Origin of the sequence: Caulobacter sp. CCNWLW153, assembly GCF_036889365.1 — a bacterium.
GTDB lineage: Bacteria > Pseudomonadota > Alphaproteobacteria > Caulobacterales > Caulobacteraceae > Caulobacter > Caulobacter radicis.
The window spans coordinates 1-18,134 of sequence record NZ_JBAKFV010000019.1 but is presented as its reverse complement, the minus strand read 5'-3'; the positions used below and the strand labels follow the sequence as shown (position 1 = coordinate 18,134).

The window sequence follows — 18,134 nt, the reverse complement described above, 5'->3', positions numbered from 1 at the left end:
CATGAAAGCCCTGCCCAACATCCTGACCTCCGCCCGTCTGGTCATCGCTCTCTTCATGTTCGTAGCCTTGGCGGCCGCCGCCGGCGGCGTGCCGTGGCTCAGCGAGCGCCTGACGGGCGACCAGCAGTTCTCGCTGCAACGCTGGGCGTTCTGGGCCTTCGCCATCGCCGCGATTACCGACTTCTTCGACGGCTGGCTGGCCCGCAAGCTCGACGCGGTCAGCATCTGGGGCGCGATTCTCGATCCCATCGGCGACAAGATCCTGGTCTGCGGCGCCCTCTTGGGCCTGATGGCGCTGGGCCCCAACCCGCTGGTCATCCTGCCCGCCGGCCTGATCCTGTTCCGCGAATTCGCCGTCAGCGCCCTGCGCGAGGTCGGCGCCGGCAAGGGGATCAAGCTGCCCGTCACCCTGCTGGCCAAGTGGAAGACCACCCTGCAGCTGGTGGCCATCGGCGGCGAGCTGGTGGTGGTCTCGTGGGGCGCGTTCAACCTGCCGCAGGACCCGGCGATCATCGAGCCCGTTTCATGGGCCGTCCACGGCCTGCTCGGCGTCGCCGCCATCGTCACCCTGATCACCGGCGCCCAATACTGGGAAGCCGCCCGCAAGGCGCTGACCTGATCGCCAGTCGGCGTCATTGTTCCGCCTCACAGAATGTAGTAACGTAACTACATTCTGTGAGGCGGACCGACATGCCCATCACCACCCTCTCGAGCCGCGAGTTCAATCAGGACGCCAGCGGCGCCAAGAAAGCCGCCGCCAACGGCCCGGTGTTCATCACCGATCGTGGCCAGCCTCGCCACGTGCTGCTTAGCATCGAGGAGTATCGTCGGCTGGCTGGCGATCGACGCAACATCGTCGACGCCCTGGCCATGCCCGATGCCGAGGCCATTGAATTCGAACCGCCGCGCGCGACCATCGGCAGCCGCCCGGCCGATTTCGATTGATGTTCATTCTCGACACGAACGTCGTCTCAGAACTGCGCAAGGCGCGGCACGGTCGGGCCGATCCCAATGTCGTGGCATGGGCCGAGCGGGTCGACGCCGCCGCGCTCTACATCTCGGCGATCACCGTCCTCGAACTTGAAGCTGGCGTCCTGCGGATGGAGCGTCGCGACCCTCAGCAAGGCGCGGCGCTTCGCACCTGGCTCGACCAGCAGGTGCTGGCCGAGTTCAAGGATCGCGTCCTGCCGATCGACACCGCCATCGCCAAGCGCTGCGCGAGCCTGCACGTACCCGATCCCCGCGCCGAGCGGGACGCGCTGATCGCCGCGACGGCCCTCGTCCACGGGATGACGGTGGTCACGCGCAATACGGCGGACTTCGCCTCCACCGGCGTCGCTCTGCTGAACCCTTGGGGCCAGGTTCAGTCCTGTCCCTGATCACCGCCCCAAATCCGACACACGCATAGGGCGATCATTGCGCTCCCAACACCTGCGACGGGGGCGGTGCGATGCGTGGCGTGCTGTGGTCGTGCGTTGTGTTCCTGCTGGCGCTCGCGCCCCTGGCGGCGCGGGCCGAGGGGCGGCTGGTGGATTTCGAGGTCGCCTCAAGGCGCTTCGACGGCGCCAAGGTCGAGATCTCGCCGATCCGCAAGGTCACAGCCTACCTGCCGGAGGGCTACGAGGCGGGATCGCGGCGCTATCCGGTCGTCTACTTCCTGCCCAACCTGTTCGACGGCCATCGGGCCCTCTTCGACCGCGACGGCGCCAAGGCCGTGCTCGACCGGGCGATCGCGGGCGGAACGGTCCCGCCGTTGATCCTGGTCAGCGCCGACTTCTCCACCCCGGCCGGCAGTTCGTTCTATGCGAGCTCGCCGGTGACTGGCGACTGGACGGGCTTTCTCTCGAAGGACCTCGTGACCGCCGTCGACGGCCGCTTCCGCACCCTGCCCGCCCCCGCCTCGCGGGGCCTGCTGGGCGACCGCATGGGCGGCTATGGCGCGATCCGCACGGCCATGGTGGCGCCGGGGGTGTTCGGCTCGGTCTACGCCCTGCATCCAGTCGGCACGGGCGTCGGGCTCCAGACCATGAACTCACGCCCGAACTTCGAGCGGCTGGCCGCGGCCAGGTCGCTCGACGACCTCGGCGATGACGGCTTCTCTCGCGTGTTCCTGGGGATGTACCAGGCCTTCCTGCCCAATCCGGACAAGGCCCCGCTCTATGCCGACCTGCCCGCCAGCGGTCGAGGCGAGAACCTCGCCACCGACCCGGTCCTGACGGCCAAACTGCAGAACGCCTTCCTGCTCGACCGGCTGCTGCCGGCCCACGCCGCCGACCTGAAAAGCCTGCGCGGCCTGATGTTCGACTGGGGCCGCTTCGACGGCAACGCCGACCACGTGGTCGCCAACCGCGCCTTCGCGGGCCTCCTGGAAGAGTTTGGCATACCCAACGAGGCCGAGGAGTATCGCGGCTGGTGGGGCGAGCGCCACTGGACGCGGGCCGGCCGCGTCGAAGCCCGCGCCCTGCCGTTCTTCGGGCGCACAATGGCGTTCGATTGAGCCCCCTCAGTCGCGGAGTTCATCCTCGGGCCGGCCTTCGGCCCGACCCGGGGACGACAGTTCCCCAGAGGGGGGAGCATTTTCCTGGCGCGGCGCTTCTGGATCCTCCCCCTCGAAGGAGGCAGCACGGAGGGCCGGAGGGGGTCCGCGCCCTATTCGCCCGCGATGATCTCGCCGTCGTCGTCCTCGTCGGACGGCCCGTACATCAGCCACTCGCTGTCGGGGCGCTCGTCGCCGCCACCGGCGCGTTCGGCCTGCATCATCAGGGCCAGCCAGCGTGTCCCCGTCATCCGCAACACCATGATCGCCTCCAGGACTCAAGGTCGTTATTGAGAGTGACTCGCAATATCGAACCAATCAAGGCGATTTCGACGCGTAAGGTTCCCCTCTTAGAAGCGCGCGGTCGCCGCGCGACGGGCCAGCAGCACCCGCTCACGACGGCGCGAGGCCTCACGTTCCAGGTGCGGCGCAACCTCGGCCGCCCGCCGGCGTTCCTCCGGCGTCCCGCTGACGTCGAGGCGGCGCACGTTGCTCAGCAATTGCGCCAGCTCCGAGTCCTTGAGGCTCGGAATGCGATCGATCAGCGTCATGGTCTCGCTCCATCCAAATTCAGCGACGTCGATAACCACAACGCTCAAAGTGCTTCGAAGGTGACGCTTCGCCCGCAAAAAATAAAATATCGATGTTCCGCTTGCTATTCGCGCCTCGACCTTCTAGAAGACGATCATCGAATTCGCTGCCGCTCGATCCGCTATTCCATGCTTCTTTCAGAAAGAAGCCTCGGGCCAGCCCTCCGACCTCCAACGAAATTGATCGCCTTTCGGCACGCTGTCGCGAGGCGCCCTGCACTATGATCTAAAGGACTACCCCAATGGCTATCGGCACCGTGAAATGGTTCAACGGCACCAAGGGCTTCGGCTTCATTCAGCCTGAAGACGGCGGCAACGACGTCTTCGTTCACATCTCGGCCGTCGAACGCGCCGGCATGACCTCGCTGAACGAAGGCCAGAAGGTCAGCTACGAGCTCGAGCAAGACCGCCGCAGCGGCAAGGTCTCGGCCGGCCAGCTGCAGACCGCCTAAAGGCCTCACCGCCTAAGCGACCCGCGAACGGGCCGGCCCAGCGCCGGCCCGTTTTGCGTTTCGGCGATCGGTTTTGAACAAACGCGCCATTGAGTGGACGCAGGCCCGCGCCACGCCTAGGTTCGCGCCGTTCGAACCCTCCCGGCCCCTCATGCGTCCGATCCGCCTCGCCCTCGCCGCCCTCGCCCTGATGACCCTGGCCGCCTGCGGCTCGGTGTCGCGCGACGCGTTCAAGGCCAGCGACATGGCCGGCCCGCCGCCTTCGGGCCTGTCGGACATCCGCTTCAACGCCAGCGACGGCGCGGCCGGCATCCGCTTCGCCGACGCCGCCCGCAACCGCGCCCGCCACCAGCAGACCTTCGACGTCCTGGCCCTCTCCGGCGGCGGCTCCAACGGCGCGTACGGCGCGGGCGTCATCACCGGCTGGACCAAGACCGGCGAGCGGCCCGAGTTCGACATCGTCACCGGCGTCTCGACCGGCGCCCTGACCGCCCCCTTCGCCTTCCTCGGCCCCACCTGGGATGCGCGCCTGGCCGAGGTCTACACCGGCGACGCCGTCGACCGGATCCTTCAGCCGCGCGGCCTGGGCGTCCTCTTCCACCCCAGCTTCTACGACAGCCGGGCGCTGAGCGGCCTCGTCGACAAGTACGCTGACGCCAACATGATGCAGGCCATCGCCGCCGAGCACGCCCGCGGCCGTCGCCTGCTGATCGCCACCACCAACCTCGACACCGAGGAGACGGTGATCTGGGACATGGGCGCCATCGCCTCCAAGGGCGACGAGGCCTCACGCGAGCTGTTCCGCGACGTGCTGGTGGCCTCGGCCAGCATTCCCGGCGTCTTCCCGCCCGCCCTGATCCAGGTCGAGGGCCACGGCCGCCGGCTGTCGGAAATGCACGTCGACGGCGGGGTCACCATCCCGTTCTTCGTCGCGCCGGAATCCCTGCTGCTGTGGACCGCCGACCGCGGCACGGCCAAGCCCGGCCGGATCTTCGTCGTCGTCAACGGCCAGGTCGGCGGCGTCTTCGGCTTCACCAAGGGCGGCGCCCTGTCGATCGTCGGCCGCTCGTGGCAGACCATGAGCAAGGCCCTGATCCGCACCCACCTGGCCGCCAGCGCCGGCTTCGCCCAGCGCAACGGCGGGCAGCTGTTCTACAGCGCCATCCCCGACGCCGCCGAGGCCGACACCTCGGGCCTGGACTTCGCCGCCGGCAACCGCAAAGCCCTCTTCCGCATGGGCTACGACCGCGCCGTCGCCGGCTGGGCCTGGAGCCTGGCCGCCGCCCCCGCCGAGCCTCCAATCGTAGCCGCGCCGCCAGCCAAGGCCGGCCGCTAAGCCACACCGTTAACAGCGCTTTTCCAGACTCCCCGACTCTGGGGTTGCGCCCGCCTGACTCCGTCTCTAAAGGGGCGGCTTAACCTGCAAGATGGTCGACAGCGGGCGCGCGGATGTGCGCGACCGTGTCTTTGCGCGAGTTAGCCATGCCCAAACGTACCGACCTCTCCTCGATCCTGATCATCGGCGCTGGGCCCATCGTCATCGGTCAGGCCTGCGAGTTCGACTATTCGGGCGTCCAGGCCTGCAAGGCGCTCCGCGCCGAAGGCTACCGCATCATCCTGGTCAACTCGAACCCGGCCACGATCATGACCGATCCGGACGTGGCCGACGCGACCTACATCGAGCCGATCACCCCCGACATGGTCGCCAAGATCATCGAGAAGGAGCGCCCCGACGCGCTGCTCCCGACCATGGGCGGCCAGACGGCCCTGAACACCGCCCTCGCCCTCGAGGAAGCCGGCGTCCTGAAGAAGTTCGGCGTCGAGATGATCGGCGCCAAGGCCGAGGTCATCGACAAGGCCGAGGACCGCCAGAAGTTCCGCGACGCCATGGACAAGCTGGGCCTCGAGAGCCCGCGCTCCAAGGCCGCCCACACCATGGACGAAGCCATGGAAGGCCTGGATTTCGTCGGCCTGCCGGCGATCATCCGTCCGTCCTTCACCCTGGCCGGCACCGGCGGCGGCATCGCCTACAACCTCGAAGAGTTCAAGGAGATCGTCGAGCGCGGCCTCGACCTGTCGCCGACCACCGAGGTGCTCATTGAAGAGAGTGTGCTGGGCTGGAAGGAATACGAGATGGAAGTGGTCCGCGACACCGCGGACAACTGCATCATCGTCTGCTCGATCGAGAACATCGATCCGATGGGCGTCCACACCGGCGACAGCATCACCGTCGCCCCGGCCCTGACCCTGACGGACAAGGAATACCAGTGGATGCGCGCGGCCTCGATCGCCGTGCTGCGCGAGATCGGCGTCGAGACCGGCGGTTCGAACGTCCAGTTCGCGCTGAACCCGGCCGACGGCCGCATGGTCGTCATCGAGATGAACCCGCGCGTGTCGCGCTCGTCGGCCCTGGCGTCCAAGGCCACCGGCTTCCCGATCGCCAAGGTCGCCGCGCGCCTGGCCGTCGGCTACACGCTGGACGAACTTCAGAACGACATCACCGGCGGCGCGACCCCGGCCTCGTTCGAGCCGTCGATCGACTACGTCGTCACCAAGATCCCGCGCTTCGCCTTCGAGAAGTATCCGGGCTCGGAGCCCCTGCTCACCACGGCCATGAAGTCGGTCGGCGAAGTGATGGCCATCGGCCGCACCTTCAAGGAAAGCGTCCAAAAGGCCCTGCGCGGCCTGGAGACGGGCCTCGCCGGCTTCGACGAGGTGGAAATCCACGGCGCCGATGACCCCGACACCGGCAAGGCCGCCGTCGTCCGCGCCCTGGGCGTGCCCACCCCGGACCGCCTGCGCGTCATCGCCCAGGCCTTCCGCCACGGCCTGACCGTGGAAGAGGTCAACGCCGCGTGCTCGTATGAACCCTGGTTCCTGCGCCAGATCGCCGAGATCGTCCGCCAGGAAGGCCTGGTCCGCGCCGGCGGCCTGCCCAAGACCGCCCAGGGCTTCCGCGCCCTCAAGGCCCAGGGCTTCTCCGATGCCCGCCTGGCCAAGCTGACCGCCTCCAACGAAAAGGCCGTCCGCGCCGCCCGCCAGGGCCTGAACGTCCGCCCGGTCTTCAAGCGCATCGACAGCTGCGCCGGCGAGTTCCTGGCCACCACGCCCTACATGTACTCGACCTACGAGTTCGGGGCCCTGGGCCAGGTTCCCGAGTGCGAGAGCGAGCCGACCGGCGCCAAGAAGGCCGTCATCCTCGGCGGCGGTCCCAACCGCATCGGCCAGGGCATCGAGTTCGACTACTGCTGCTGCCACGCCGCATTCGCGCTCGACCAGATCGGCGTGGAGTCGATCATGGTCAACTGCAACCCCGAGACCGTCTCGACCGACTACGACACCTCCGACCGCCTGTACTTCGAGCCGCTGACGGCCGAGGACGTGCTGGAGCTGCTGCACGTCGAGATGGGCAAGGGCGAGCTGGCCGGCGTCATCGTCCAGTTCGGCGGCCAGACCCCGCTGAAGCTGGCCCATGCTCTGGAAGAGGCCGGCGTGCCGATCCTGGGCACCAGCCCCGACGCCATCGACCTGGCCGAGGACCGCGAGCGCTTCCAGCAACTGCTGAACGGCCTCGACATCGCCCAGCCGGAAAACGCCATCGCCCGCAGCTGGGACGAGGCCCGCGCCGAAGGCGACAAGATCGGCTTCCCGTTCGTGATGCGTCCGTCCTACGTGCTGGGCGGGCGGGGGATGGAGATCATCCGCGACCATGAGGCCATGGAGCGCTACATCGCCGGCGCCGGCGAGATCTCGTTCGAACACCCGATCCTGCTCGACCACTATCTGAGCCGCGCCACCGAGGTTGACGTCGACGCCCTGTGCGACGGCGAGAACGTCTTCGTGGCCGGCGTGCTGGAGCACATCGAGGAAGCCGGCGTCCACTCGGGCGACTCGGCGTGTTCGATGCCGCCCTTCTCGCTGAAGGCCGAGACCATCGCGGAACTGAAGCGCCAGACCGTGCAGATGGCCCTGGCCCTCAACGTTCGCGGCCTGATGAACGTGCAGTTCGCCATCGAGGAACCGCACTCCGACGCCCCGCGCATCTACGTGCTGGAAGTGAACCCGCGCGCCTCGCGCACCGTGCCGTTCGTCGCCAAGACCATTGGCCAGCCCGTGGCCGCCATCGCCGCCAAGCTGATGGCCGGCGCCAAGCTTTCCGAGTTCGGCCTGAAGGACGAGCCCTACGACCACATCGCGGTCAAGGAAGCCGTCTTCCCGTTCGCCCGCTTCGCCGGCGTCGACACGGTGCTCGGCCCGGAAATGCGCTCGACCGGCGAGGTCATGGGCCTCGACTGGATCCGTGAAGGCGAAACGAGCCTGGGCCCGGCCTTCGCCCGCGCCTTCGCCAAGAGCCAGCTGGGCGGCGGCGTGAAGCTGCCGACCTCGGGCACGGCGTTCGTGTCGGTCAAGGAAAGCGACCGTCCGTGGATCGTCGAGCCGGTGAAGCTGCTGCAAGCGGCCGGCTTCAAGGTGATCTCCACCGTCGGCACCCGCGGCTATCTCGCCGAGCAGGGCGTCGAGGTCGAGCTGGTCAAGAAGGTGCTGGAAGGCCGCCCCAACATCGTCGACGTGATGAAGAACGGCGGCGTGCAACTGGTCTTCAACACCACCGAAGGCAAGCAGGCCCTTGAGGACAGCTTCGACATCCGCCGTACGGCGCTGATGATGAAGGTGCCCTACTACACCACCAGCGCCGGCGCGCTGGCCGCCGCCCAGGCCATCGCCGGCGCCCCGGCCGAGTCCCTCGACGTGCGCCCGCTGCAAAGCTACGCGTAAGGCCAAGGCCTCGTCCTTAAGACGCAAGAAGCCGCCCGGAGCGATCCGGGCGGCTTTTTCGTGATCCTCCCCCTGAAGGGGGAGGTGGCCCGAAGGGCCGGAGGGGGAAGTGTCTGATGGGCTCAGCGCACCCTCAACGTCAGCAATCCCTTCCCCCTCAGTCGCTCCGCGACAGCTCCCCCTTCAGGGGGAGCATCTTGAGGAAGGGCCGAACAGCGCGCGCACCGCCTCAAAACCCAAAGAAACCGCCCTTCCCGGCTGTCGCCATCTTGACACAGGCGTCACCCACGGCCATTTGCCGACTCAAGGATTTGCCACGCAGCTGATTTGACATCGATCGGGCCGCCAACGCACAGCGCGCGCCCTCTTTGAAACAGGATGTCATCCTCGCCGCGCCAGGTCCCAGCGGTCGCCGATCGAAAGATCGACGTTCATGAACGCCGCGCTCGAAGCCGCCGCCCTCCGCCCTTTTCGCGCGGAGCGTTACCCCGTGGTCTTTCGTGCGTTAGTTCACAGAACGTCGAAAATTTTTTCGCCGATCCTGCTGGACGCTTGGAGCGCCTGCGCAGCGGGGTCCTGACCCTTGAGGAAGCAGTAGCCGGCCCGAACTCGCGAGGATCCGCGGAAGGCCGGAGACATGTTGAGGCATTTTCGGCCCGCCCCCGCCACGAAGGGAGCGGCGCCGATTTCGGAGAGCTTGATGAGCAACAATTCCACGGCCGAGACCGAAGCGCCCGAAGCCACCGGTGGTGATGGTCCGCTCCTCGACCTGACCGACGCCGGCGTAAAGAAGTTCATCAAGCAGGCGAAAGCCCGCGGCTACGTCACGATGGACGAGCTGAACAAGGTGCTGCCGTCGGAAGAAGTCAGCCCCGACGCCATCGAAGACACCCTCGCCATGCTCAGCGAGATGGGCGTCAACGTCGTCGAGGCCGAGGAAGACGCCGAGAACGCCGAGGGCGGCGAAGTCGCCACCCGCGACGAGAACACCACGGTCATCACCAGCGACAAGCCGGCCGCCTACGACCGCACCGACGACCCCGTGCGCATGTACCTGCGCGAGATGGGCTCGGTCGAGCTGCTGTCGCGCGAAGGCGAAATCGCCATCGCCAAGCGCATCGAGGCCGGCCGCGACACGATGATCCGCGGTCTGTGCGAAAGCGCGCTGACCTTCGAAGCCATCATGGTGTGGCGCGAGGAACTCTCCACCGGCCGCATCCTGCTGCGTGAAGTCATCGACCTGGAAGGCACCTACGCGGCCATCAACGGCGGCGCGGCCCAGCCCGCGGCCGAGGACGACGAAGGTCCGGCCGAGCCCGTCGACGACGAGGCCGGCGAAGCCAAGCCCGAGGGCGAAGGCGAGGACGACGACGACTTCGACGACGGCGCGGGCCCGACCGTCAGCGCCATGGAAGGCGAGCTGCGCGAAGGCGTCATGGCCATCCTCGACGCCATCGCCAGCGAGTTCGAGACCTTCCGCAAGCTGCAGGACAAGCTGGTCGGCAGCCGCCTGAAGGGCCAGGACCTGTCGGACGCCGACCGCAAGGCCTACGAGGGCCTGTCGGCGACGATCATCCAGCACCTCAAGACGCTGAAGCTGAACAACAACCGCATCGAGGCGCTGGTCGAGCAGCTCTATGCGATCAACAAGCGCCTGATCGGCCTGGAAGGCCGCCTGCTGCGCCTGGCCGACAGCTACGGCATCAGCCGCGCCGAGTTCCTCAAGGCCTATTTCGGCTCGGAACTGAACCCCACCTGGGTCGACCAGGTGAAGGGCATGGGCGTGCGCTGGACCAAGTTCGTCGAGAACGACACCAGCTCGGTTTCCGACATCCGCCAGGAAATCGCCGCCCTGGCCACCGAAACGGGCGTGCCGATCGACGACTATCGCCGCATCGTCCAGACCGTTCAGAAGGGCGAGCGCGAGGCCCGTCAGGCCAAGAAGGAAATGGTCGAGGCCAACCTGCGCCTCGTGATCTCGATCGCCAAGAAGTACACCAACCGCGGTCTGCAGTTCCTGGACCTGATCCAGGAAGGCAACATCGGCCTGATGAAGGCCGTCGACAAGTTCGAGTACCGCCGCGGCTACAAGTTCTCGACCTACGCCACCTGGTGGATCCGCCAGGCCATCACCCGCTCGATCGCCGACCAGGCGCGGACCATCCGCATCCCGGTCCACATGATCGAGACGATCAACAAGATCGTCCGCACCAGCCGCCAGATGCTGCACGAGATCGGCCGCGAGCCGACCCCGGAAGAGCTGGCCGAAAAGCTGGCCATGCCGCTGGAAAAGGTGCGCAAGGTCCTGAAGATCGCCAAGGAGCCGATCTCGCTCGAAACGCCGATCGGCGACGAGGAAGACAGCCACCTGGGCGACTTCATCGAGGACAAGAACGCCGTCCTGCCGATCGACGCGGCCATCCAGAGCAATCTTCGTGAGACCACGACGCGAGTGCTCGCGTCGCTGACCCCGCGGGAAGAACGGGTTCTGCGGATGCGCTTCGGCATCGGCATGAACACCGACCACACGCTGGAAGAAGTCGGCCAGCAGTTCTCGGTGACCCGCGAACGCATCCGTCAGATCGAAGCCAAGGCCCTGCGCAAGCTCAAGCACCCGAGCCGCTCGCGCAAGCTGCGCAGCTTCCTCGACAGCTGATCGGCTGCGAGCTGAACAAGACGAAGGCGGCGCCCGCGAGGACGCCGCCTTTTTCTTTTCGACGAAGAAAGCCGGCCTAGTTGTTGCCGGTCTTGACGTCGGCCGAGCCGGCGCCATTGGCCGAACCCGAGACGCCGCTGCGCGAGGCCGAGCCCGACAGGCCCAGCGAGCCGGCCTGGCCGGCGCCGCCCTTGCTGGTCGAGGCGCTGGACGAGCCCGAGCCATTGGCCGAGCCCGAGGCGCCGTCGCGGCTGATCGAGCCGCCGCCGGTCAGGGCGCCGTCGCCGGTCGCGTTGGTCGAGGCGGCCGCGTCACGGGCCGAACCAGCGGCGTTGCGGGCGACGCCCGTGGCGCGGCCGGCGGCGCCGGCGGCCCGGTCGCGGGCCGAGCCGGCGACGCCCTGGGCGCGGGACGCGGCGTTCGAGGCGGCGCTCGAAGCGGTCGAGGCCAGACCGCTCGTGTCGGGCGCAGCGACCGAACCCGCGCCGGAGCCCGAGCCCGCCAGGGCGCCGGTCAGCTGGCCGGCGGTCGCCGAGCCCGAGCCGGAACCTTCGGCCGAACCGTCGGCCTTGGCGCTCGAAGCCGCGCCGCGGGCGGTCGAGGCCGCGCCTTCGGCGGCGCCGCGCGTGCGGCCGGCGGCGTCACGGGCCTTGCCGCGCGCGGTCGAGGTCGTCTCGCCGGCCCGGTCGCGGATCCGGCTCGCGGTCCCGCGGACGCCCGAGCCCAGGCCGCTGGCGTCGGGAGCGGTCAGGCCGCCGCCGAGCCCCCCGGTTCCACCGAGCTGACCGCCGAGGCCGCCCATGCCGCCGGTGAGGCCGCCGGTCAGCCCGCCGCCGCCCGAGCCGCCCAGCAACTGGGCCTGGGCCATCGGGGCGGCCAGCAGGACGGCGGCCGAAGCGGCGGTGACGAGGAACGAGGTCTTACGCATGGGACGTCTCCTTGAGGGTCATTTCGCGGGGCGTCTTTTTCGCCTCCTGACCCGTCCAACGACGCCGCTTCCAGCTTTCTTCCATCGCCGCCGGAAATTATTTCAGCGACCCGCGTCGACCTCGCCCGCGCCGAACGTCCGATCGGGTCCCGGCGCGCCCAGGTCCTTGGCCGAGCGTGCCAACGCAGCCACCGCCGCCCGGGCCTTGGCCGGGTCTGGACTGGCCGTCAGCCGGGCCAGCCGTCCGGCCACGACGGGCGCGGCGAACGAGGCGCCGCGCAGGCTGGCCCTGCGTCCGCCCGGCGCGGCGGCCCTTACCTCGGCGCCCAGGGCCGCGAACGCTACTTGGCCATTGGCGCTGGCCTCGGGCAGCGCCCTGCCCCGCTTGTCGACGCCCGTGACGGCGATCACCCCCGGATAGGAGGCCGGATACAGCGGCGGCGCGGCCGGACCGTCATTGCCGACTGCCGCCACGACCAGCACGCCCTGGCCGACCAGCGCCTTCACCGCCGCCCGCAGCGCTCCGTTGTCGGGCCCGACCAGGCTGACATTGACCACCGGGACCTTGGCCGCGCTCATCCAAGACAGCGCCCCGACGATCGCCGAGGCCGAGCCGCCGGTCGGCCCCACGCCATAGACGTCGGCGGCCAGCAACTTGGCGCCCGGTCCGGCCGAGCCGTAGTCGCGCGCGACGATCAGCGAAGCCGTCGCCGTACCGTGCGCTCCGGCCTTGGGCGCGCCCTTGGTGAAGCCCCGCTGCTCGATGGCCACGCCGCGAAAGTCCGGATGGCCCGCATCCACCCCGCCGTCGACCAGCCCGACCCGCGCGCCGCTCGCCCCGGCGACGGTCGGGCCCACGACAGCCAGGCCGCTCGTGCTCGCCAGGCCGGCCCCGGCATAGATGTGATTGAAGTCGTAGTCGCCGGACGGATCCAGCGCCTTCAGGCGGCGAACGGCCTGGCGGGCGTCCATGCCGCGCGGCGGCGTCAGGGTCACCAGCTCAATGCCCAGATCGGGCGAGCGCACCCGTCGCGCCTCGACGAACCCGGCGTCCAAGGCCCGCTGCAGGGCCTCGGGCCTTGGCGAGACGGCCAGCACCTCGCCGCGCACGACGGGGCGGCCCTGGTCGTCGGGCTCGAGGACACGGGGATTGGCGCGCAGCAGGGCCTTCAGCCGGTCCAGCCCCGCCAAGTCCCGCACGTCCCGCGCCGTGCGCGTGGTCAGGTCCTCGGCGCCGTCGACCACGTCGGAGACCACCGGCAGTCGACTGGGCAGCGACGGCAGGCCGCCTGGCAGCAGCTGCGCGTCCGCCGCCGGCGCGAGGGCCAGGACGCAGGCCGCGATGGCAAGGACGTGGACTTTCTTCCGCAACGCGATCTCCGAAGCTTGCCGCGCGAGAACGATGGCCGGAACCCGCGCGGAGTGGAATAATTATCCGGTTCATGGATTAAACGCCGGAAGCGGCGCGTTTCTTCCCTTAGGCGACGTAGGCGGACCTTGGATTCGTTTCAGAAGGACATGCTGGACCTGCTGCCGCGGCTTCGCCGCATGGCGCGGGTGCTGGCCCGGGATCCCGCCGACGCCGACGACCTGACGCAGCTGACCGTCGAGCGCGCCCTGGCGCGTCGCGATCAGTGGCGGGAAGGCACGCGACAAGACAGCTGGATGTTTCGGATCATGCGCAACGCCTGGATCGACGAGAGCAGAAGCAGGGCCCGCCACGGCCGTGTCCTGGCCCCGCCCGAGGCCGGCGTGCACGCCGCCGATCCGGCCGCGCCGTCGCTGGACGGCCGCCTGGTCCTGACCGCCGTCGAGGCGGCGCTGGACGCCCTGCCCGAGGACCAGCGGGTCGCGGTGGCCCTGGTGCTGATCGAGGGGCTGTCCTACCAGGAGGCCGCCGATAGTCTCGACATCCCGATGGGAACCCTCACCAGCCGCCTGGCGCGCGGCCGCACGGCCCTGCAAGCCGCGCTGATCGACCAAGGAGCAAGGCCATGACCGTGAGCGACGAAGAGGTCTTCGCCTATGTGGACGGCGAACTGCCGCCCGAGGCCATGGCCAAGATCACCGCGGCCATGACCAAGGATCCCGCGCTGGCCGCGCGAATCCAGGCCCAGCGCGACCTGCGCCGGCTGCTGTCGGGCGCCCATGCCGGCGTCCTGCGCGAACCGGTCCCGCCCGACCTGAAGGCGACCGTGACCGCCGGAAGCAAGCCCGCCGAGGTGATCGCCTTCCCGCAGCCCAAGCCCAAGGAAAAGCTCAAGGACAAGGCCAAGGTCCAGAAGCCCGCGACGCCGGTCGCCGGCCGTCCGGCCTTCCGCAAGCCGCCGGCCTGGGCCGCCATGGCCGCCTGCCTGGTGGCCGGCCTGGCGATCGGCCGCCTGGCCCTGCCCTCGCCGCCGACCGCCGACGGCCGCGCCGCCGAACCGCCGATGGCCGTCGGGCCGCTGGCCCGGGCGCTGGAGGACGGCGCGGCCGCGCAAGGCCAGGGCCCGGTGCGGATCGGCGTGACCTTCAAGAGCCAGGCCGGCCGCTGGTGCCGCACCTTCCAGGGCCAGGACCAGGCGGGCGTGGCCTGCCGCGCCGACGGCGCCTGGCGGGTGCTGGCCTCCTCGCCCGCGACGGCGGCCGCAGCCGGCGGCGAGTACCGCCAGGCCGCCTCGGAAACGCCGACCGCCGTGATGGCCGTGGTCGACGGCATGATCTCCGGCGCGCCGCTGGACGCGGCCGGCGAGGCCCAGGCCCTCAAGACCAACTGGCGCTGAATTCAAAGGCGGATAGGGTCGCCGCCTCCTGGAAAGACTAGGGGAAAATCCAGGAGGCGGCGTATCCGCGCCCTTCGCAGGGGGGGACGCGAGGCGGGCGCGGATAATGACCGGAGGACTGCTAGGCCAGAAGGTCGAGCAGGACGCCGGTCATGGCGTCGGCGGTGCGAAGCACCGCGGCATTGGCGGAGAAGTCGGTTTCAGCCGAGATCTGCTCGACGCGCTCGGCGGCGAGATCCGTCTTGGCGGCAAGGCCCGCATCGCTCCCCACGCGCTGAGCGCTGGCGGCCAGACGGCCGGCTGCGGCGCCCATGCCCGCGGCGGAGATCAAGATGGCCTGCATGAACCGTTTTCCCTGTCGTATCGCGAAGCTGACGGGGTTCGGTTAAGCGGATCTTCATAAATAGGGTGAATTTCCATCGACCTTACCCAATTATGTAGAGAATTTTTCTCGTTAAGGTTACCCGCGCGAACGCACTGATCGCCGACATTACAAAACGTTCAGGCAGAGCTTGCTCGACAAGCTGTCCTCCCCTCTGCAAGGTCGCCGGCTCCGCGGATCCGCCGCGCCTGGAACCTGCCCGAATGCCCTTCTCGCGCCGCGCCGCCTTTCTCAGCGCCGCCCTCCTGCTGGTCGCCCATCCCGCCCTCGCCGCGCCCAAGGACGCCTTCGTCCCCTCGGCCGACGCCATCCGCGCCCACATGACCTTCCTGGCGGACGACCTGATGGAGGGCCGCGAGGCCGGCACGCGCGGCTACGACCTGGCCGCCAACTATGTGGCCGCCCAGTTCGCCCTGCTGGGCCTGAAGCCGGCCGGCGACGCGGGCTCCTACCTGCAGACGGTGCCGCTGGTGGCCTACCGTCCGGCGGGCGACGGCGAGATCAAGGTCGCCGAAGCAAGCAACGCGCCCGTCTCGCTGGTCTTCGGCGAGGACTTCCTGCCCAGCCCCCAGGCCGACAAGGCCGAACTGGCCCTGACCGCCCCGCTGGTGTTCGTCGGCTTCGGCGTCAGCGCTCCCGAGCGCGGTCGCGACGACTTCGCGGGCCTGGACGTCGCGGGCAAGATCGTCGTCGTGCTGTCCGGCGCCCCCAAGGGCTTCCAGACCGAGGAACGGGCCCACTACGGCTCGGTCGGCGTCAAGCGAGCCGAGGCCGCCCGTCGCGGCGCGATCGGCGTGCTGACCCTGGGCACGCCCGCCAGCGAGAAGCGCCGTCCGTTCGCCCGCGGCGTCGCCGGCGCCCGCGACTGGCGCATGACCTGGAGCACGCCGCAGGGCGCGCCCTTCGTCCGCGGCGGCTCGGCCCCCAGCCTGGCCTCGATCAGCGTCAAGGGCGCGTACAAGCTGTTCGGCTCGGCCACCGCGCGCCTGGAAGCCGCCTACACCGCCGCCGACACCCAGGAAGGCAAGGTCGAAGGCTTCGCCCTGCCGACGACCGCCAGCGTCGCCCTGAAGAGCGAGATCCAGCAGCGCCGCAGCAGCAATGTCGCCGGCCTGATCGAGGGCTCGGACCCGACCCTGAAGGCCCAGACCATCGTGCTCAGCGCCCACCTCGACCACGAAGGGATCAAGGAAAATCCCAAGCCCGGCGAGGACGCGGTCTATAACGGCGCCCTCGACAACGCGAGCGGCGTCGCCACCCTGCTGGAGGTCGGCCGCGGCTTCACGCAAGGCAAGGCCCGGCCCAAGCGCTCGATCCTGCTGCTGGCCGTCACCGCCGAGGAAAAGGGCCTGATCGGCTCGGAATACTTCGCGCACAATCCGACCGTGCCGAAAGCCGAGCTGGCCGCGGACGTCAATCTCGACATGCCGGTGCTGCTGTACCCGTTCACCGACGTGGTAGCCTTCGGGGCCAATCGCTCGAGCGTCGGCCCGATCGTCGCCAAGGCCGCCGGCCGCGTCGACATCGCCCTGTCGCCCGACCCGATGCCGGAAGAAGGCCTGTTCACCCGCAGCGACCACTATCGCTTCGTCGAGCAGGGCGTGCCGTCGGTGTTCCTGATGACCGGCTTCAAGAACGGCGGCGAGAAGGCCTTCAAGGACTTCCTGGCCACGCACTATCACAAGCCGGGCGACGACCTGAAGCAGGCGATCGACTACCAGGCGGCCGCCAAGTTCGCCCTGGTCAACTACGAGATCGCCCACGACCTGGCCGACGCCGCCGAGCGCCCGACCTGGAACCCCGGCGACTTCTTCGGCTCGACCTTCGCGCCCAAGGGGCATCCGTCCTCGGCCGCGCGCTGAGCGACCCATTGACCGGAGGGACGGAGAGGTCGATTTTCCCTCTTCGTCTTTATCGAGAGGGAATCTGGTGGCCAGCGTGGGCTCGCTCCTGAGGCTCGGCGTGATCACGCCGCTGGTGATGGTGGCCGACGTGTGGCTGGCCCAGAGGCTGTTCCCCGGCTTCGACCCCGGCGCCCAGTTCATCAGCGAGCTGGGCGGCCCGGCGGCCCCGACTCCGGAAATCTTCAACCTGGGCATGATGCTGGCCGGTGTTGCGGGCCTCTTCGCCGGCGCGGGCTTCGCCCATGCCCTGGAAAAGGCCGGCGGCCGCCGCCAGGTCTCGGCCTTCGCGGGCCTCTGGGTGGCGATGACCGGCCTGGGCGCCTTCTTCGCCGGCGTCTTCCATTGGCCTGACCCTATGCACCGGGCCTGCGGCGTGGGCCTGGCCATCCAGTTCGCGCCGCTGTTCACCGCCTGGGCCTTGTGGGGCAAGCCGGGCTACCGGCGGCTGGCGCACTTCTCGCTGGGCTGGTTCTTCGGCCTGCTGCTGGTGCTGGCCCTGCTGACGGGCGTGTGGAACGTGCGCACGGGCAATGACGTCGGCTTCTGGCAGCGGGGCCATGCGTTCCTGGGCCTCCTGTGGCTGGGCATCGCCGCCTGGAGCCTGGAACGCGGCTGGCGGGCCAGGTCCGTGGAACTGGAGCCGGCGGCGGCTTAGGTGAACCTCCCCCTGTGGGGGAGGCGATCGCGCAGCGATCGGTGGGGGTGACTTCCGGCTCATCGCAAGCTGAAAACGGCCCCCCTCCGGCCCTTCGGGCCACCTCCCCCAGAGGGGGGAGGTTCCTCATGGGCGCCTTCCTGGGCCCTGTGCCCAGGATCCAGGGTTCAGCCTGCTCAGACCTTTCGAGCACGGTCGAAGTTTGAGCGGCGGCCGGCGCCACGAGGGCGAGGGAGGCGGGTGTGTTGGTGGGCTTGAGTCAGGGACCGGAGACGGCGTGCCGGCACGCCGGCCAGCGGCGTAACCCCTCACCCTCCCAGGCTGTCGCCTGGGCCCCTCCCTCTCCCTTCAGGGAGAGGGTCTGGGGGATGGCCGGCCAGCGCCCCGGAAGCTGAAAACGTCCCCCCTCCGGCCCTTCGGGCCGCCTCCCCCAGAGGGGGAGGAGCCAAAAGAAAAGGCCCCGGAGGTTTCCCTCCGGGGCCTTCGCTTT

17 protein-coding genes are annotated in these 18,134 nt (G+C 69.2%); 12 read left to right on the top strand and 5 right to left on the bottom strand.

Annotation, left to right across the window (positions count from 1 at the left end):
- Nucleotide 1: 1 nt before the first annotated feature.
- From pgsA to V6S85_RS23160, 4 genes are all read left to right on the top strand, one after another.
- Nucleotides 2-619: a CDP-diacylglycerol--glycerol-3-phosphate 3-phosphatidyltransferase gene (gene pgsA / locus V6S85_RS23175; protein WP_116566442.1), complete on the top strand. Its 618-nt coding sequence runs from the start codon at nt 2-4 to the stop codon at nt 617-619.
- Between the two features lie 71 nt (nt 620-690).
- Nucleotides 691-945 (top strand): type II toxin-antitoxin system Phd/YefM family antitoxin, encoded by a 255-nt coding sequence (locus tag V6S85_RS23170; protein ID WP_116566444.1) that lies wholly within the window; start codon nt 691-693, stop codon nt 943-945.
- Nucleotides 945-1,379 (top strand): type II toxin-antitoxin system VapC family toxin, encoded by a 435-nt coding sequence (locus tag V6S85_RS23165; protein WP_334350411.1) that lies wholly within the window; start codon nt 945-947, stop codon nt 1,377-1,379. Before V6S85_RS23170 ends, V6S85_RS23165 begins: the two co-directional genes overlap by 1 nt.
- Before the next feature lie 71 nt (nt 1,380-1,450).
- Nucleotides 1,451-2,497, top strand: coding sequence for an alpha/beta hydrolase-fold protein (locus V6S85_RS23160; protein ID WP_334350410.1), 1,047 nt, complete (start codon nt 1,451-1,453; stop codon nt 2,495-2,497).
- Between the two features lie 152 nt (nt 2,498-2,649).
- Here the strand turns inward: V6S85_RS23160 and V6S85_RS23155 are convergent, their stop codons facing one another.
- Together V6S85_RS23155 and V6S85_RS23150 are read right to left on the bottom strand one after the other, a co-directional pair.
- On the bottom strand, nt 2,650-2,799 hold the full coding sequence (locus V6S85_RS23155; RefSeq protein WP_165828783.1) for a hypothetical protein: 150 nt from the start codon (nt 2,797-2,799) through the stop codon (nt 2,650-2,652).
- Between the two features lie 87 nt (nt 2,800-2,886).
- On the bottom strand, nt 2,887-3,087 hold the full coding sequence (locus V6S85_RS23150) for a hypothetical protein (protein ID WP_208866798.1): 201 nt from the start codon (nt 3,085-3,087) through the stop codon (nt 2,887-2,889).
- A 281-nt stretch (nt 3,088-3,368) separates the two neighbouring features.
- Here V6S85_RS23150 and V6S85_RS23145 point away from each other — a divergent pair, with 281 nt between their 5' ends.
- From V6S85_RS23145 to rpoD, 4 genes are all read left to right on the top strand, one after another.
- Entirely contained in the window at nt 3,369-3,578 is a 210-nt protein-coding gene (locus tag V6S85_RS23145; RefSeq protein WP_116566450.1) for a cold-shock protein, read from the top strand.
- Between the two features lie 151 nt (nt 3,579-3,729).
- Nucleotides 3,730-4,914 carry a patatin-like phospholipase family protein gene (locus V6S85_RS23140; protein WP_334350409.1) on the top strand — a complete coding sequence of 395 codons (1,185 nt, stop codon included), beginning with the start codon at nt 3,730-3,732 and terminating at the stop codon, nt 4,912-4,914.
- A 146-nt stretch (nt 4,915-5,060) separates the two neighbouring features.
- A complete protein-coding gene (carB, locus tag V6S85_RS23135; protein ID WP_334350408.1) occupies nt 5,061-8,354 on the top strand; it encodes a carbamoyl-phosphate synthase large subunit in 3,294 nt (1,097 codons plus the stop codon).
- Nucleotides 8,355-9,054: 700 nt separating this feature from the next.
- Nucleotides 9,055-11,010 (top strand): RNA polymerase sigma factor RpoD, encoded by a 1,956-nt coding sequence (gene rpoD, locus V6S85_RS23130; RefSeq protein ID WP_116566456.1) that lies wholly within the window; start codon nt 9,055-9,057, stop codon nt 11,008-11,010.
- Nucleotides 11,011-11,086: 76 nt separating this feature from the next.
- Here rpoD and V6S85_RS23125 read toward each other — a convergent pair whose 3' ends face one another.
- On the bottom strand, nt 11,087-11,938 hold the full coding sequence (locus V6S85_RS23125; RefSeq protein ID WP_334350407.1) for a hypothetical protein: 852 nt from the start codon (nt 11,936-11,938) through the stop codon (nt 11,087-11,089).
- Nucleotides 11,939-12,040: 102 nt separating this feature from the next.
- Nucleotides 12,041-13,309 carry a S8 family serine peptidase gene (locus tag V6S85_RS23120; RefSeq protein WP_334350406.1) on the bottom strand — a complete coding sequence of 423 codons (1,269 nt, stop codon included), beginning with the start codon at nt 13,307-13,309 and terminating at the stop codon, nt 12,041-12,043.
- A gap of 126 nt (nt 13,310-13,435) precedes the next feature.
- On the opposite strand from V6S85_RS23120, the gene V6S85_RS23115 reads away from it, so the two are divergent.
- Entirely contained in the window at nt 13,436-13,936 is a 501-nt protein-coding gene (locus tag V6S85_RS23115; RefSeq protein WP_334350405.1) for a sigma-70 family RNA polymerase sigma factor, read from the top strand.
- Nucleotides 13,933-14,703: an anti-sigma factor gene (locus tag V6S85_RS23110; RefSeq protein WP_334350404.1), complete on the top strand. Its 771-nt coding sequence runs from the start codon at nt 13,933-13,935 to the stop codon at nt 14,701-14,703. The genes V6S85_RS23115 and V6S85_RS23110 overlap by 4 nt, the downstream gene beginning before the upstream one ends.
- Before the next feature lie 121 nt (nt 14,704-14,824).
- Here the strand turns inward: V6S85_RS23110 and V6S85_RS23105 are convergent, their stop codons facing one another.
- Nucleotides 14,825-15,046: a flagellar hook protein FlgE gene (locus V6S85_RS23105; RefSeq protein WP_334350403.1), complete on the bottom strand. Its 222-nt coding sequence runs from the start codon at nt 15,044-15,046 to the stop codon at nt 14,825-14,827.
- A gap of 242 nt (nt 15,047-15,288) precedes the next feature.
- Here V6S85_RS23105 and V6S85_RS23100 point away from each other — a divergent pair, with 242 nt between their 5' ends.
- Both V6S85_RS23100 and V6S85_RS23095 read left to right on the top strand, forming a co-directional pair.
- Nucleotides 15,289-16,947, top strand: coding sequence for a M28 family peptidase (locus V6S85_RS23100; protein ID WP_334350402.1), 1,659 nt, complete (start codon nt 15,289-15,291; stop codon nt 16,945-16,947).
- 7 nt (nt 16,948-16,954) lie between these two features.
- Nucleotides 16,955-17,644 carry a DUF998 domain-containing protein gene (locus V6S85_RS23095; RefSeq protein WP_442885732.1) on the top strand — a complete coding sequence of 230 codons (690 nt, stop codon included), beginning with the start codon at nt 16,955-16,957 and terminating at the stop codon, nt 17,642-17,644.
- The last annotated feature ends 490 nt before the right edge of the window (nt 17,645-18,134 follow it).

Excerpts from the sequence above, each read along its gene's own strand:
- pgsA (WP_116566442.1), top strand. The coding sequence starts at position 2 with ATGAAAGCCCTGCCCAACATCCTGACCTCCGCCCGTCTGGTCATCGCT.
- V6S85_RS23170 (WP_116566444.1), top strand. The coding sequence starts at position 691 with ATGCCCATCACCACCCTCTCGAGCCGCGAGTTCAATCAGGACGCCAGC.
- V6S85_RS23165 (WP_334350411.1), top strand. The coding sequence starts at position 945 with ATGTTCATTCTCGACACGAACGTCGTCTCAGAACTGCGCAAGGCGCGG.
- V6S85_RS23160 (WP_334350410.1), top strand. The coding sequence starts at position 1,451 with ATGCGTGGCGTGCTGTGGTCGTGCGTTGTGTTCCTGCTGGCGCTCGCG.
- V6S85_RS23155 (WP_165828783.1), bottom strand. The coding sequence starts at position 2,799 with ATGGTGTTGCGGATGACGGGGACACGCTGGCTGGCCCTGATGATGCAG.
- V6S85_RS23150 (WP_208866798.1), bottom strand. The coding sequence starts at position 3,087 with ATGACGCTGATCGATCGCATTCCGAGCCTCAAGGACTCGGAGCTGGCG.
- V6S85_RS23145 (WP_116566450.1), top strand. The coding sequence starts at position 3,369 with ATGGCTATCGGCACCGTGAAATGGTTCAACGGCACCAAGGGCTTCGGC.
- V6S85_RS23140 (WP_334350409.1), top strand. The coding sequence starts at position 3,730 with ATGCGTCCGATCCGCCTCGCCCTCGCCGCCCTCGCCCTGATGACCCTG.
- carB (WP_334350408.1), top strand. The coding sequence starts at position 5,061 with ATGCCCAAACGTACCGACCTCTCCTCGATCCTGATCATCGGCGCTGGG.
- rpoD (WP_116566456.1), top strand. The coding sequence starts at position 9,055 with ATGAGCAACAATTCCACGGCCGAGACCGAAGCGCCCGAAGCCACCGGT.
- V6S85_RS23125 (WP_334350407.1), bottom strand. The coding sequence starts at position 11,938 with ATGCGTAAGACCTCGTTCCTCGTCACCGCCGCTTCGGCCGCCGTCCTG.
- V6S85_RS23110 (WP_334350404.1), top strand. The coding sequence starts at position 13,933 with ATGACCGTGAGCGACGAAGAGGTCTTCGCCTATGTGGACGGCGAACTG.
- V6S85_RS23105 (WP_334350403.1), bottom strand. The coding sequence starts at position 15,046 with ATGCAGGCCATCTTGATCTCCGCCGCGGGCATGGGCGCCGCAGCCGGC.
- V6S85_RS23100 (WP_334350402.1), top strand. The coding sequence starts at position 15,289 with ATGCCCTTCTCGCGCCGCGCCGCCTTTCTCAGCGCCGCCCTCCTGCTG.